A 14027-nucleotide genomic window follows, 5' to 3' on the forward strand; every position below is an offset into this window, starting at 1 on the left:
TATGCAAATCAATGAACAAATGATCCGGGAGATTGTCACGCAGGTGCTGCAGAGCATGGAAGCCCCCCAGACCCCGCAAAGGGCAGTGAGTGGACGCCCCATGACGCTGGTGGAAAAAGGGGAAGCCCGTCCGGGGACCAAAGAGGATGAAGTGGTAATCGCCCTGGCGCCGGCATTTGGCAAATACCAAAATAAGACCATTGTGAACATTCCTCATAGCGATGTTTTGCGGGAAGTAATCGCCGGCATTGAGGAAGAAGGTCTTAGGGCCCGTGTTATCCGCGTACTGCGGACGTCGGACGTGGCCTTCTGTGCCTTGGACGGGGCCAAACTCTGCGGCTCGGGGATTGCTATCGGCCTTCAGTCCCGGGGGACATCCATTATTCATCAAAAAGATTTGGCTCCTTTGAGCAATCTGGAATTATTTCCCCAGTCACCGCTCCTGGATTTAGCAACCTACCGGGCGATTGGCCGCAACGCGGCTCAGTATGCCAAAGGCGGGTCACCGATACCGGTGCCGACCAAGAACGACCAGATGGCCCGGCCGAAGTATCAGGCGAAAGCAGCCGTGCTGCATATCAAAGAAACTGAACACGTCGTTCCCGGCGCCAAACCGGTGGAAATCGACGTGCAGTTTTAAGTCGGTGGAGGTGAGAGAATAATGAGTCAACAGAAGATGGTGGAAGACATTGTACGGGAAGTACTAAGAACCATGTATCAGGAACCGAAGAAAACCGCTCCGGCGCCGGCAGCGGCTGGCCTGGATCCCGTACGGGATTATCCCTTGTCCAGCAAACGGCCGGAATTGGTAAAGACGCCGACCGGCCGCAAACTGAACGAGATTACGCTGGAAAAAGTACTGAACGGTCAGGTAACAGCGGAGGATGTACGCATTACGCCGGAGACGCTCCGGATGCAGGCCGAAATTGCCGACGGGGTAGGCCGCAACCAGTTTGCCGCCAATTTACGGCGGGCGGCGGAACTTACGGCCATTCCCGATGACCGGCTGTTGGAAATTTACAACGCGCTGCGCCCGAACCGTTCCACTAAACCGGAATTGATTGCTATTGCCGAAGAGATGGAAACCAAATATAATGCCAGAATTAGTGCCGCCCTGGTACGGGAAGCGGCCGATGTATATGAACGCCGGGGCCGGTTAAGACAGGATTAGCAGCAATCATGACTTATAATCCAACGGCTGGTTCCGCGGGATCCGTATTAAAAGGCGGATTTCCGGCTCGGGAACGGCCGTAAGTAGGTGGGAAACGTATGGCCTTAGTTGCGGGTGTGGATATTGGAAACTCCACGACAGAAGTATGCCTGGCCAGGTTTAGCGGTCGGAACATAGAGTTTTTAGCCGGCGGCCTGGTCAAAACCACAGGAATTAAAGGAACAACGGCCAATTTACCGGGCATTATCAACGCCCTGGAGGATGCACTGAAAAAGGCCGGCCTGACAATGAGCGACCTTGCTGAAATCCGTCTTAACGAGGCCACTCCCGTTATTGGAGACTTGGCAATGGAGACCATTACGGAAACAATTATTACCGAATCCACTATGATTGGACATAATCCGTCCACGCCGGGCGGTATTGGCCTGGGGGGCGGCCGTACGGTTGCCTTTAGCGAGCTGAGTGCCGTACGGGCCGGTGAGAAAGTGATTGTAATTATTCCCGGCGGAATCGACTTTGAAGCGGTGGCGGCTGCTCTCAATACGGCCCACCAACGGGGCGTGGACGTACAGGGGGCCGTAGTCAGGCAGGATGACGCAGTGCTTATTGCCAACCGTTTGTGCAAGAAAATCCCTGTCGTGGATGAAGTCACGTTTATTGATAAGGTGCCGTTAGATATGCTGGCAGCCGTGGAAGTAGCCGAACCGGGACAGACCATTAAGACCTTGTCCAACCCGTACGGGATTGCCACCGTCTTTGAGCTGTCGCCGGAAGAAACCCGGTTGGTAGTGCCCATTGCCAGAGCCCTCATCGGTAACCGTTCGGCCGTAGTTGTGCGGACACCGCAGGGCGACGTCAAAGCGCGGACGATTCCGGCCGGCTTCATAACCATTACGGGGCGGCGCGGCAAGGTGGATGTGGATGTGGAAGCCGGGGCGGTCCGGATTATGGAAGAAGTGGAAAAAATTCAGCCCGTACAGGATGTGCAGGGCGAAGCAGGAACCAATGTGGGCGGCATGCTGGAGCGGGTACGCCAGGTCATGAGCGAACTGACGGCCCAGCCGCTGGCGGAAATGAAAATCCAGGACATCCTGGCAGTTGACACGTTTATGCCACAAAAGGTGCAGGGAGGCCTGGCGGGTGAATTTGCCCTGGAAAATGCCGTGGCGCTGGCGGCGATGGTAAAAACCAGCCGGCTGCCCATGCAGCAGATCGCCGACCAATTAACAGCCCGTTTGGGCGTTAAGGTAGTGATTGCCGGTGTTGAAGCCAATATGGCGATCCGGGGCGCGCTGACAACACCGGGAACAGCCCAACCCCTGGCGATTTTGGACATGGGCGGCGGTTCAACCGATGCGGCGATTGTTACCCGGGACGGGGTAGTACAGGCGATTCATTTGGCCGGCGCCGGCGATATGGTTACCATGTTGATAAATTCCGAACTGGGTCTGGATAACATTGATCTGGCGGAAGATATCAAAAAGTATCCGCTGGCCAAGGTGGAAAGCTTGTACCATGTACGACTGGAAGACGGCACTGTCCGGTTTTACGAACAGCATCTGCCGCCGGCGGTATTTTCCAGGGTGGTCATCCTGAAAGACGGTGAGATGGTTCCTATTCCAACGACCCATCCTTTGGACAGAATCCGCCATGTACGCCGGGAGGCCAAAAAGAGAGTGTTTGTCACTAACGCAGTCCGGGCTTTGGCCCGGGTGGCTCCCACCGGCAATATCCGGCACATTCCCTTTGTGGTTTTGGTTGGCGGGTCGGCTCTTGATTTCGAGGTGGCCGACATGGTCACCGATTCTCTGGCCGAATACAGTATCGTTTGCGGCCGGGGCAACATCCGGGGCAGTGAGGGACCCCGCAATGCGGTGGCTACCGGTCTGGTCCTGTCCTATCCGGATGGAAAGGCGTGATGAATATGGCGGCGATTGCCACACCGGTCAAGCCTTGCGTCATGATTTATATAGAGCAGCAGGCGGGACAGGAAGAAAAAGTAAGGGAAATAGAAGCCGGTCTGGAGGAAGAGGGCATTCCTTACCTGCTGGTTACGGGATGCGGCAGTCATGCTGCCGAACTGGCCTATCAGGGTGCCGCTGCTTCGCCGCTGGGGGTAGGCATCGGCATTCACCGGGAATCCCTGTGTATTCATTATCACCGTTTGCCGCCGGAGGAACCGCTGTTCCGGCTCGACGGTTCAGCCCGTCCGGAGGACTGGCGGCGGGTTGGCTATAATGCCGCCCGGCTGGTTAAGGGAACACCCTTTAAGGAAATGGAACCGCCGGAACCGGTTAAGGAAAATGACGGAGATCTGCCAGACTTGATTAATCAGATTATCTGCCGAATTTTACAGGAACAGCGCAGTTGAAACAATCGGTTAAACTGCAGACCAAGGGAGGTGAAGTCTTGGTCAAAACGGCGTTAGGGTTGATTGAAACCATTGGTTTGGCGGCAGCGGTGGAAGCCGCAGATACGGCTGTCAAGGCCGCCAATATCAAACTGATAGGCTATGAATTGACAAAAGGCGGCGGCATGGTGACCGTCAAGCTGTGCGGTGATGTGGGAGCGGTTCAGGCTGCCGTACAGGCGGGGGCCCAGGCTGCCGCCAAGGTAAATAAAGTTTGGGCGGTTCATGTGATTCCCCGGCCGCACAATGAACTGGAAAAGCTGATTCAAACCAGGGAAACGACAGGCTGCGCCAGTGAGCCGCCGCCGGCGGCTCCTGAGTTCGTCCCGGTCCAGCGGGAGGAAAAGGTTGAGCCGGCTCCGGTGCCGGCAGTAACGGCGGAAGAATTGCCGCCGGACGATAAGGCGCCGGCAGCAGTGCCCGGTAAAAAAGCACCGGAAGTATGCAATTTGTGCGGTGACCCGGCCTGCTCCCGCCGGAAGGGCGAACCAAGGACAACATGCATTCACTATGAAACAAATAAGGAGGAAGAATGATATGCGCGGAGAGGCATTAGGAATGGTTGAAACCAAAGGGTTGGTAGGAGCAATCGAAGCGGCTGACGCCATGGTTAAATCGGCCAACGTAGCGTTAGTCGGTTACGAAAAAATCGGTTCCGGGTTAGTGACTGTCATGGTCCGGGGTGACGTGGGAGCCGTTAAGGCCGCTACCGACAGCGGCGCGGCGGCGGCCCAGAAAGTGGGAGAATTGGTGTCCGTCCATGTAATTCCCCGTCCTCACACGGATATCGAAAAAATATTGCCCAATTCCGACGTTAAGGCCTAGGGCATTGGCTGCATAGCACTTGGTTGAACGGAATGTGTTTTCGGCGGAAAATACAGCCGCCAGCCAAGTGCTTTGCCCAAATTCTCAAACAAAGAACGGGTGAAAAACATGGACCAACGGAAAATCGAGCAAGTTGTGAATAAGGTGCTGGCAGTGCTGGCCGATACGACGACTGCGGATTTGGCAAAAGACAAAATTCCGGTGGGTGTGTCCAACCGGCATATTCACTTAACCTCCGGTCATGTGGAATGTCTTTTCGGACCGGGTTATCAGCTGACGAAAGCCAAAGACCTTAAACAAGTGGGGGAATTTGCCGCCAATGAAACGGTAACACTGGTTGGACCGAAAGGAGTTCTACGGGGTGTGCGGGTCCTCGGACCGGTACGGCGGCAGAGTCAGGTAGAGATTTCCCGGACCGACAGTTTTCTGCTCGGGGTCAAAGCGCCTGTGCGGGATTCCGGTAAAACGGCCGGAACGCCCGGAATTTCCGTCGTCGGTCCCGCCGGCGCCATTACCCTGGAAAATGGTGTGATTTGTGCCGCCCGGCACGTACACATGCAAACCGAAGAGGCCAGTCATTTTGGCCTAAAAGACGGCGACAGGGTGAAACTGGCAAGTGACGGCGAACGGGGCTGCATTTTCAGTAATGTTTTGCTGCGGGTGGGTCCCGATTTCCGTCGGGAGTTTCATATTGATACGGACGAAGCCAACGCCGCCGGTTTGAATAACGGGGATCTGGTCACTTTGCAGCAGTAAGGAGGGGGACATGGAGCAAGAAACCTTAGTGCGAAGGATTACTGCCGAGGTAATGCGGCGATTGGAACAAAAGGCAAATCCTGACCCAAAGTGTCCCGGACGGAAGATTATGGCCGTGGTTACGGGCGGGACAATCGGCCTGGAAGCGGGGATGGTGGCGATGCAGGAACTGCAGTCGCTGCCGTCACAATTGTCGGTGATTCTTTCCCCGGCGGCGGAGAAGATTGTGGGATCGGAGCGGATACGGAACTTTTTGGGGCAGGACATTGCTATCCTTACAGCGCAAGATCCCTATCCCGGCAAGATGCTGCGCGAAGCCGACCTGGTTATCGTGCCGGTATTGACGCAAAATACGGCGGCTAAATTAGCCTACACCCTGGCCGATACTTTGCCGTCGATTCTCATTATCCAGGCGCTCATGTTCGGCAAACCGGTTATCGCTGCCCGCAATGCGGCCGATCCCCGGGACGAATGGCGGGTTCGGAACGGCATGGGGCAAGGGCCGGCCGGATTAACCCGGGTTTTGCAGGAAAACCTGAACCGCATTGAAGGACTGGGAATTCAACTGGTTCCGATTGAACAGCTGGCGCAGCGAGCTCAGGAGCTTCTGTTGCCAAAGGTTAAACCGGAGAATCAGCGTCTGGTGAGGAATGGCAAAAGAACGCTGGTTGACGCGGCAGCCATTCGCCTGGCGGCGCAAACGGGCGCCGCCGAGTATCAGGCACCTACGGGGGCGCTAATTACCCCGCTGGCCTGGGATGAGGCCCGGGAATATGGCATTGAGATTGTTGCTAAGGAGCAATCCTATGAAAGTATATACTAAAACGGGTGATGCCGGTGAAACCAGTCTGTTGAGCAAGCAACGGGTATCCAAAGATCATATCCGGGTGGAAACGTACGGAACGGTGGATGAAGCCAATGCGGCCATGGGTCTGGCCAAGTCGTTCGTCAAGGATGAGGCAACGGCGGCGTTAATCGAGAAAATTCAAAAGGAATTGATTTCCCTTAATGCCGATCTGGCTACGGAATATACGGCCGCCGATGTACCGGCCCGGATTACGCCGGAACATGTGCAAAGACTGGAACAGATCATCGACAGGCTGGAAGAAAAACGGATTCCCCAAAACTATTTTGTTACGCCGGGCAGTTCTTCCGCCGGTGCAGCTTTCGATTTGGCCCGGACGATCGTCCGCCGGGCCGAGCGGTGTGTAGTCCGCCTTAAGCGGTCCGGCATGATACCGGCGACAGTACCGCTTTATTTAAACCGTTTGTCTGATTTATTATTTGTTCTGGCCAGATGTGTAGAACAGGAAGAACTGGTTCAAACCCTAACCCGGCAAGTTCTTACGGTGATAAACAGTACTCCGGCGACGCGGGAAGGTGGTGTTACCATGCTGGAAAAGGCGAAAAAAATCATTGAAGCGGCCGAGAAAAAGGCGGTGGAAATAAAAGTTCCCATGGTGATTGCCGTAGTGGATGCCGGTGGCAACCTGGTGGCGCAGCACCGGATGGATGGGGCCTTGATTGCCAGCATTGCCATCGCCCGGGATAAAGCCTATACGGCAGTTGCTTTACAAATGCCGACCGACCAGGCAGCGTTGCAGACGTTACCGGGACAGCCGTTATATGGACTGAATACGACTGACGGCGGACGTCTGGTGATTTTTGGCGGCGGGTATCCTATTTACGAAAATGGGGCAATTGTTGGCGGTCTCGGTGTCAGCGGCGGGGCAGTGGAAGAAGATATGGCCGTGGCCCGGGCCGGTCTGGCCGGGTAAATAGTGCGGCGGCAAAGGAGGATTAGAAATGATTGTAGATGATAACTTGATTGCCAGAGTCACGGCGGAAGTGCTGGCTCAAATGCAAAATAGCCCGTCCGGGGAAAAAACCAATACTCCCTATGGCATATTCGATACGGTGGATGAAGCGGTGGCGGCCGCACTGAAAGCGTATAAAGAATTGCGGGGTTTGTCTTTGGAACGGCGGGAAGAAATTATTCAGGCGATCCGGGATGCCGCCTATGAAAATGCGGAAGTACTTGCCCGCATGGCGGTGGAAGAGAGCGGCATGGGCCGGATCGAAGATAAGATTATCAAAAACCGGCTGGTCGCCCGCCAAACCCCCGGTACGGAAGATTTAAAGACGGAAGCCTGGAGCGGTGATAAGGGATTAACGCTTGTCGAGATGGCTCCCTTTGGCGTGATTGGCGCCATTACGCCCACTACCAATCCGACGGAAACTATCATCGGCAACGGGATCTGCATGATTGCGGCCGGCAACACGGTGGTGTTCAGCCCGCATCCTACAGCCAGGAAAACCTCGGTTAGGGCAATTCAGACGTTGAATGCGGCGGTGGAAAAAGCTGGCGGACCGGCCAATTTGATGACGGCCGTAGCGGAACCTTCCATCGAAGCAGCCGGACGGATGATGCAGCATCCCGACATCCGGATGCTGGTAGCTACCGGCGGTCCGGGCGTAGTGAAAGCCGTACTTTCATCCGGCAAAAAAGCGATCGGGGCCGGCGCGGGCAATCCGCCTGTTGTTGTCGATGAGACGGCGGATATCGCCAAAGCCGCCCGGGATATTGTGGCCGGCTGCTCTTTTGACAACAACCTGCCCTGTATCGCCGAGAAAGAAGTAATTGCCGTCGGCTCCATTGCCGACGAGTTGATGGCCTATATGCGCAAATATGGCGCCTATCAAATTACCGGTTCGCAGATTGAGCAACTGATGAAAGTGATCCTGACGGAAAAAGAAGCCAAGATGGCAACCGGCTGTACCCCTAAGACGCGGAAGTCCTATGCGGTGAATAAGGATTACGTAGGTAAGGATGCCAAATATATTTTAAGCAAAATTGGTCTGGATGTGCCGGACAGCATTAAGGTTGTATTATGCGAGACCGAAGCAGACCATCCTTTTGTCCTGGAGGAACTGATGATGCCGGTATTGCCGCTGGTGCAGGTAAAAGATGTGGACGCCGCCATTGAACTGGCGGTAAAGGTAGAGCACGGCAACCGCCATACCGCCATAATGCATTCTAAGAACGTCGATAATATGACCAAATATGCCCGGGCAATTGAAACGACTATTTTTGTTAAAAATGCGCCTTCCTATGCCGGCATCGGCGTCGGCGGCGAAGGATATCCCACATTCACGATTGCCGGACCGACGGGAGAAGGCCTTACTTCACCCCGCAGTTTTACCCGTCTGCGGCGCTGCGTGCTTGTTGACGCATTTTCCATAGTTTAGCGAAATGATTATAGTTTGGTAGAAAAACAAAGAAGGTGGTCGGCGCAAATGCGAGATGAGATTATTGCGGCGGTAAAAGCGGCCGGAGTGGTGGGAGCGGGCGGGGCCGGCTTTCCCACTCACGTCAAAATAAATGCCGGTGTCGATACGGTCATTGCCAACGGAGCCGAATGTGAACCGTTGCTGCGCGCTCACCAGCATATTATGGCCGCCGAAAGCGCCAAGCTGATTATGGGGCTAAAAACAGTCATGCTGGCTACCGGCGCCGGGCGGGGATTTATCGGACTGAAACGGAAATATGAAGCGGCCGTTAACAATCTTCAGGCAACCTTGCAGCGGATGAACGAACAACAGGTGGAAATTCTTTTCCTGCCGGACTTTTATCCGGCCGGTGATGAGCAAGTCCTGGTGCACGAAGTAACAGGACGCATTGTGCCGGAAGGGGGAATTCCCCTTAACGTAGGGGTTGTGGTAGCTAACGTAGAAACGCTGATTAATGTGACCCAGGCGTTGGAAGGACAGCCGGTTACCGATAAATATGTTACCGTAACCGGCGCTGTTGCCAGGCCGGTCACGCTAAAGGCGCCTGTCGGCACCGGAGTCGGGGAACTGATCAGTCTTGCCGGAGGAGCGGCAGTAAAAGATTATACCGTCATTGACGGTGGTCCGATGATGGGCAAGGTAATCCCGGCTGAAGCTGTGATAACGAAAACTACGGGCGGACTGATTATTTTGCCGTCGGATCATCCCTTGATTTTGCAAAAGACGACGCCGTGGGCAACGGTTGCCAACCGGGCCAAGGCTGTTTGCTGCAATTGCCGGGCCTGTACGGACGTCTGTCCGCGCTATCTCTTAGGCCACAGTCTGGAGCCGCACCGGATTATGCAGGCTGTCGGCCGGGGTGTGTCCGGTGACACGGCCGTATATACGCGGGCTTTTCTCTGTTCGGAATGCGGCGCCTGTGATACATTCGGCTGCACCATGGGGTTGTCGCCGCGCCGGGTTAATGCTCAGTTTAAGCAGCAACTGGCTAAAGGGGGCATTAAAAACCCCCATCATATTGAGCCGGGACGAACGCGGGCGGAACGCGACTACCGGCGGATTCCCATCAAACGGCTGATCGCCCGCTTAGGATTAACCGGGTATGACCGGCCTGCGCCGCTCGAATTGCGGGATATAACACCGGGTGAAGTCCGGCTGCTTCTTTCCCAGCACATCGGGGCGCCGTCTAAGCCGCTGGTTAAGCCGGGCGACCGGGTTAACCGGGGTGATTTAATTGCTGCTGCCTGTGAAGGAGCGGCGGTCAGTGCCAACCTTCACGCCAGTATATCCGGTGAGATTTTCGCAGTGGAGAATTATATCGGCATCCGGTCAGCGGAAGCAGCAGGGGGGAACGTAACATGAAACATGCCATTGGCTTATTGGAACTTAAAAATATTACCCAAGGCATTCTCGTCGCCGATGCCGTCTTGAAAGCAGCTCCTATTGAACTGATTATGGCGCAGCCCCTGTGTCCGGGAAAGTATGTTGTTATGTTTTCCGGGGATGTCGGGGCGGTACAAAGCGCAGTCCGCAGCGGCCGGTCAATCGGGGAGGACAGTGTGGTGGACGAATTCGTCCTGCCGAACATTCATCCCCAGGTGTTTCCGGCATTGAACGGGTGTGCGGAGATTAAGGAACTGAAATCCCTGGGGATAATTGAAACCTATTCTGTTGCTTCGGCCATTATTGCTGCCGATGCTGCGGCCAAAGCAGCGCCGGTGGAAATCATTGAGGTGAGGCTGGCCCGCGGCATGGGCGGCAAAGCCATCGTAACATTAACCGGGGATGTTGGCGCCGTTACGGCTGCCGTAAAAACGGGCAGCGGCGCTGTCGCCGACAGCGGCTTTCTGGTCAGCCAACTGGTAATCGCCGCGCCCCATAAGGATTTACGCCAGGCATTGTTATGATTGCTCACATTTTATGGCGACAATAAACAAAACCTCCGGCTTGCCGGAGGTTTTGTTATTTAAGGAGGGAGGGAGTGGTAGAAAAATGCGGGGGAGGAAGGCAGATTTGTTCTGATCTGCCTTTCATTACATAATATGCAAACTGATGTTATGAAGTGCGTAAGAGTTGTAGAATTTATAAGTTTTTTCGTCCCCGAAAAACTGCGTTAGCGGTTTTTCTTGCCACAATTTCCCTTGTTGGTTAATGGTATTTCGGGGAAGGAAAATTTTGACCGGTTCCCGAATAAATTATAAAAATATACTGTAATTGCAGTCTAAACCAGGGAGTAATGCCGTGAGACGAACAACTGCTGTTATCTTTAATTTACTGCTGCTGCTTTTTTTTCTGCCGGTCACATTTGCCGCTCCGGCCGGACCCGGATTAAAAACAAGTAAGCTGATAGTACGGTACGCGGACGGAGGTTCCGTGACGACCGGAGTGAAGGCTTTGACGGACCGGGGTGAACTGCTTGTTCCCGTAAATGCCATGCAGGCTTTTTTCCATAACAGCATACTTATCGACGAAAAGAATGGTTGGGCTTATTTTGTTTTTTCCATGCCTTCTTTCCGGCTGGAAACCACGGAGCTTGACCATTTGCTGCAAGAGGGGGTTGATCTCAATTTCCCACTCCGGCGGTTGCGGGACGGTTTTTATTTAAATGTTTACGGTCTGGACAAACTGTTAGGTTTTACGTTCCAGGAGGATCATGGCAATCTATACGCGATGGAAGACCCCCAATTACCGTGGCGTGACCGTGCGGACCGGCGGCTTAGCCTGCCGCGGAGCAATGAAACCATTGCCGGCAAGATTAATCTTGTTTGGGATGTTGGTTCGTCCGCCACTTTGTTAGCGGGCAATAAGCCGATTGAAGGTCTCGATGTTATTTCGCCGACCTGGTTTGCTGTAGTAAATGCCAATGGTTTAGTGCGTAACCGCGGTGATATGCAATATGTCCAAACAGCTCATGACGCGGGGTATAAAGTATGGGCTCTTGTCAGCAATGGCTTTGACAGGGAGTTGACGCACCGTCTGCTGGCGGATGACCGGGCCCAGGAAAATGTCATTCGTCAGATGGCTGTTTATACGGCATTATACAGTTTGGACGGCGTGAACATTGATTTTGAAAATATGCTCGATACTGACCGGGACCGGCTTACGGCCTTTGTTCGTAAATTTACGCGGGTGCTGAAGAAACAAGGTGTCACGGTTTCTATGGATGTCACCGTTCCTTCGCCGGCGCCGAACTGGTCGGCCTGCTACGACCGCCGGGAACTGGCCCGGATTGTCGATTACATCATGGTCATGACCTACGACGAAACGGGGAGGGGGAGTCCGGTCAGCGGGTCCGTAGCCTCACTCGGTTGGGTTAACCGGGGGTTGGCGGCATCTCTGGCTTTTATTCCCCCGGAGAAACTTCTTTTGGGTCTGCCGTTCTATACCCGGGAGTGGGAAGAAACCATAGAAGGTGGCCACGTGAAAAAGGTTACGTCCAAGGCTCTGTCCATGGATCAGGCGGAAGAAGAAGTGATGAAACATAAGGCGCCCGTTCACTGGCTGAAGGGTGAGGGACAATTTTACAGCGAGTTTTGGCAGGATAACAAACGGTATCGTATTTGGCTGGAGGAGGAAAGATCCATTGCATTAAAGACCGGTTTGGTCAACCGGTATGATTTGGCGGGAGTGGCAGCATGGCGGAAAGGTTTCGAAAAACAGGGAATTTGGGATGTATTGGCTAAAACGCTCCAAGCGAAGAAATAAACTTGTTCCAGGAGGATGAAACGTGCTGACATTTACGCCGGAAGCAGTTGATTTTGCGCGGAATAAGAATCAGGCTGTCTATCTTGATATTCCCCCTGTGATTGAGGGCTGCTGCATCACAATCCGGGAAAGTCCGGCCGTACGTTTCGGTGAGCCGCGAAATCCGGAGCGGTTTACCCGCCGGGTCATTCAAGGTTTGACCGTATATGTGCCGGATGAGCTGCCGGACATTCCGCTGACGATTATACTGAGCAGTTTTTTGGGCTGGAAACGGCTGGCTGTTGAGGGCTGGCGCCTGGCTTAGCGGGACCATAGTGGTGATCGGCCTGGCTGGTCCTTGAGAAGAGTAAAAGGATACTTTGACGGTGGTGGTTTTAGATGACTGATATTTTATATACAGTAGAAAGGGAATGTCCGGTCTGTTCCCGGAAATTTACGGTTACCAAGGTGCGCAACCGGTTATCCCTGTTGAGACAGGACAGTGATTTTTGCACCTATTATAAAGAAATTAATCCGCACTATTATGAAATATGGGTTTGTTCCCATTGCGGCTATGCCGCGCCGGATAGCCACTTTCAGGAACTTTCACCGGCCGCTGGCGATATGATCGGCCGTTTTTTGACAAATAAGCAGGTGAATGTCAATTTCAGCGGCAGCCGTACGCGGGAACAAGCGATTGCCACGTATAAGCTGGCCATTTTTTTTGCTGAAATGATGCATGTGCAGCATAGCCGTTTAGGCAGCCTTTATCTGAAACTGGCCTGGCTGTACCGGGAAGCCGAACAGACGGAGGAAGAATTAAAAGCACTGGATAAGGCCCGGGAAAACTATGAACAAGCTTTACTGAAAGAGGCGTTTCCCATTGGCAAGATGTCGGAACTGACCGTAGAATATTTAATTGGTGAATTGTTCCGGCGTACGGGTATGGTGGACCATGCGCTTGCCTATTTGGGAAAAGTGGTTCATAATCCAAAAGTTAAATTGGAAAGAAAATTACAGGAAATGTCCCGGACGGCCTGGCAAGAAGCCAGAGACGCCAAACGGCAGCTGTTGGGGGCACAGCCGGCCGCAAAATAAAAAAGGCACTTCTGCGCCTTACGCCCGAAAGACCGCATTAGCGGTCTTTCTTAGATTTGCCGTACCGACACTACACTTGCATCGTCAGTTTGATAAAAGTGGTTTTTATATTCGACCTGCCGGATTTTGCAGCCGGGACCAATGTGAACGTTGTTTCCCCGTACAACATTCGCTTCCGTTTGTTCCAGATAAATGTCGTTACCCTCGACTGTTTCCGCCATCAGTTTACCTTCGCCAAACCCGGCGGGAAGAAAAATGGATTGGATTAGTTGCAATATCTTGAAGGAAGCTCCTTTTTTGATAGTAATTGATTCACCGCCGATTTCCCGGGCCTGGCAGGAACCATAAAGAGAAACCTCCAGGGTACCGGCATTTAACAAGCCATCAATGGTGAAAGCACCTTTGAGTTCCAGGGTGCCGGCAGTACAGTCCCCGCTTACCCTGAGCAGGCCTTCCAAAACCATGGTTTCAGCGGCAACGGCGGCCTGAGCCGTAATCGAGCCATGGATATGCATTTGGGAAGCGGCCACATGTCCTTGAACAGTTAGACTGCCGTTTACCTTAATTTCGGCGGCAGACAGGTTTTCTTTTATAGTTCCTTCGCCATTGACTTTCAGCGTTTCCGTCTTTAGGCAGCCGGCCATTTGGGAAACCCCGTTCACTTTACAATGAATACAATCCAGATTTCCCTGGATGTTGCCGTATCCATTGATTGTAACGTTATTGTAGATGCCGCCGGCCGCCGTACCCTGACCAGCAATTTTCAGTTCATAACGAATTGGGTTATCCAAG

Annotated in this window: 16 protein-coding genes; 15 read left to right on the forward strand and 1 reads right to left on the reverse strand. The window is 53.7% G+C overall.

Annotation, left to right across the window (positions count from 1 at the left end; all coding sequences use genetic code 11):
* The first annotated feature begins 1 nt into the window (after window position 1).
* The 15 genes from LUCIF_RS02470 (at window position 2) to LUCIF_RS02540 (ending at window position 13235) form a co-directional block, all read left to right on the forward strand.
* Entirely contained in the window at window positions 2-640 is a 639-nt protein-coding gene (locus tag LUCIF_RS02470; RefSeq protein ID WP_122626287.1) for a propanediol/glycerol family dehydratase medium subunit, read from the forward strand.
* 21 nt (window positions 641-661) lie between these two features.
* Entirely contained in the window at window positions 662-1171 is a 510-nt protein-coding gene (locus LUCIF_RS02475; RefSeq protein ID WP_122626288.1) for a diol dehydratase small subunit, read from the forward strand.
* A gap of 98 nt (window positions 1172-1269) precedes the next feature.
* Window positions 1270-3090, forward strand: a complete 1821-nt coding sequence (locus LUCIF_RS02480) for a diol dehydratase reactivase subunit alpha (RefSeq protein ID WP_122626289.1) — start codon at window positions 1270-1272, stop codon at window positions 3088-3090.
* A complete protein-coding gene (locus LUCIF_RS02485) occupies window positions 3090-3542 on the forward strand; it encodes a glycerol dehydratase reactivase beta/small subunit family protein (RefSeq protein WP_243638664.1) in 453 nt (150 codons plus the stop codon). The genes LUCIF_RS02480 and LUCIF_RS02485 overlap by 1 nt, the downstream gene beginning before the upstream one ends.
* Window positions 3539-4117, forward strand: a complete 579-nt coding sequence (locus LUCIF_RS27505) for a BMC domain-containing protein (RefSeq protein WP_306438780.1) — start codon at window positions 3539-3541, stop codon at window positions 4115-4117. The genes LUCIF_RS02485 and LUCIF_RS27505 overlap by 4 nt, the downstream gene beginning before the upstream one ends.
* Before the next feature lies 1 nt (window position 4118).
* Complete coding sequence (gene eutM / locus LUCIF_RS02495) at window positions 4119-4406, forward strand: ethanolamine utilization microcompartment protein EutM (RefSeq protein WP_122626290.1); 288 nt, start codon at window positions 4119-4121, stop codon at window positions 4404-4406.
* Between the two features lie 108 nt (window positions 4407-4514).
* Entirely contained in the window at window positions 4515-5162 is a 648-nt protein-coding gene (gene pduL, locus LUCIF_RS02500) for a phosphate propanoyltransferase (RefSeq protein WP_122626291.1), read from the forward strand.
* A 10-nt stretch (window positions 5163-5172) separates the two neighbouring features.
* Window positions 5173-5985 carry a flavoprotein gene (locus LUCIF_RS02505; protein WP_122626292.1) on the forward strand — a complete coding sequence of 271 codons (813 nt, stop codon included), beginning with the start codon at window positions 5173-5175 and terminating at the stop codon, window positions 5983-5985.
* Window positions 5969-6940, forward strand: a complete 972-nt coding sequence (locus tag LUCIF_RS26695) for a cob(I)yrinic acid a,c-diamide adenosyltransferase (protein ID WP_122626293.1) — start codon at window positions 5969-5971, stop codon at window positions 6938-6940. The genes LUCIF_RS02505 and LUCIF_RS26695 overlap by 17 nt, the downstream gene beginning before the upstream one ends.
* Window positions 6941-6968: 28 nt before the next feature.
* Window positions 6969-8411, forward strand: coding sequence for an aldehyde dehydrogenase family protein (locus LUCIF_RS02515; RefSeq protein WP_122626294.1), 1443 nt, complete (start codon window positions 6969-6971; stop codon window positions 8409-8411).
* 48 nt (window positions 8412-8459) lie between these two features.
* Window positions 8460-9815 (forward strand): 4Fe-4S dicluster domain-containing protein, encoded by a 1356-nt coding sequence (locus LUCIF_RS02520; protein ID WP_122626295.1) that lies wholly within the window; start codon window positions 8460-8462, stop codon window positions 9813-9815.
* The gene (locus LUCIF_RS02525) at window positions 9812-10360 is read left to right on the forward strand and encodes a BMC domain-containing protein (RefSeq protein ID WP_122626296.1); all 549 of its coding nucleotides are present in this window, start codon (window positions 9812-9814) and stop codon (window positions 10358-10360) included. The genes LUCIF_RS02520 and LUCIF_RS02525 overlap by 4 nt, the downstream gene beginning before the upstream one ends.
* 334 nt (window positions 10361-10694) lie before the next feature.
* Window positions 10695-12158: a glycosyl hydrolase family 18 protein gene (locus LUCIF_RS02530; protein ID WP_122626297.1), complete on the forward strand. Its 1464-nt coding sequence runs from the start codon at window positions 10695-10697 to the stop codon at window positions 12156-12158.
* 22 nt (window positions 12159-12180) lie between these two features.
* Window positions 12181-12462, forward strand: a complete 282-nt coding sequence (locus tag LUCIF_RS02535; protein ID WP_122626298.1) for a CC/Se motif family (seleno)protein — start codon at window positions 12181-12183, stop codon at window positions 12460-12462.
* A 74-nt stretch (window positions 12463-12536) separates the two neighbouring features.
* A complete protein-coding gene (locus tag LUCIF_RS02540) occupies window positions 12537-13235 on the forward strand; it encodes a DUF2225 domain-containing protein (protein ID WP_122626299.1) in 699 nt (232 codons plus the stop codon).
* 50 nt (window positions 13236-13285) lie between these two features.
* On the opposite strand, the gene LUCIF_RS02545 is transcribed toward LUCIF_RS02540, so the two are convergent.
* Window positions 13286-14026, reverse strand: coding sequence for a polymer-forming cytoskeletal protein (locus tag LUCIF_RS02545; RefSeq protein WP_165865856.1), 741 nt, complete (start codon window positions 14024-14026; stop codon window positions 13286-13288).
* Between the last annotated feature and the right edge of the window lies 1 nt (window position 14027).

It is taken from the genome of Allolucifera butyrica (genome assembly GCF_900476375.1).
In the GTDB taxonomy this organism is placed as follows: domain Bacteria; phylum Bacillota; class Negativicutes; order Sporomusales; family UPPP01; genus Lucifera; species Lucifera butyrica.

Excerpts from the sequence above, each read along its gene's own strand:
- LUCIF_RS02470 (WP_122626287.1), top strand. The coding sequence starts at position 2 with ATGCAAATCAATGAACAAATGATCCGGGAGATTGTCACGCAGGTGCTG.
- LUCIF_RS02475 (WP_122626288.1), top strand. The coding sequence starts at position 662 with ATGAGTCAACAGAAGATGGTGGAAGACATTGTACGGGAAGTACTAAGA.
- LUCIF_RS02480 (WP_122626289.1), top strand. The coding sequence starts at position 1,270 with ATGGCCTTAGTTGCGGGTGTGGATATTGGAAACTCCACGACAGAAGTA.
- LUCIF_RS02485 (WP_243638664.1), top strand. The coding sequence starts at position 3,090 with ATGAATATGGCGGCGATTGCCACACCGGTCAAGCCTTGCGTCATGATT.
- eutM (WP_122626290.1), top strand. The coding sequence starts at position 4,119 with ATGCGCGGAGAGGCATTAGGAATGGTTGAAACCAAAGGGTTGGTAGGA.
- pduL (WP_122626291.1), top strand. The coding sequence starts at position 4,515 with ATGGACCAACGGAAAATCGAGCAAGTTGTGAATAAGGTGCTGGCAGTG.
- LUCIF_RS02505 (WP_122626292.1), top strand. The coding sequence starts at position 5,173 with ATGGAGCAAGAAACCTTAGTGCGAAGGATTACTGCCGAGGTAATGCGG.
- LUCIF_RS26695 (WP_122626293.1), top strand. The coding sequence starts at position 5,969 with ATGAAAGTATATACTAAAACGGGTGATGCCGGTGAAACCAGTCTGTTG.
- LUCIF_RS02515 (WP_122626294.1), top strand. The coding sequence starts at position 6,969 with ATGATTGTAGATGATAACTTGATTGCCAGAGTCACGGCGGAAGTGCTG.
- LUCIF_RS02520 (WP_122626295.1), top strand. The coding sequence starts at position 8,460 with ATGCGAGATGAGATTATTGCGGCGGTAAAAGCGGCCGGAGTGGTGGGA.
- LUCIF_RS02525 (WP_122626296.1), top strand. The coding sequence starts at position 9,812 with ATGAAACATGCCATTGGCTTATTGGAACTTAAAAATATTACCCAAGGC.
- LUCIF_RS02540 (WP_122626299.1), top strand. The coding sequence starts at position 12,537 with ATGACTGATATTTTATATACAGTAGAAAGGGAATGTCCGGTCTGTTCC.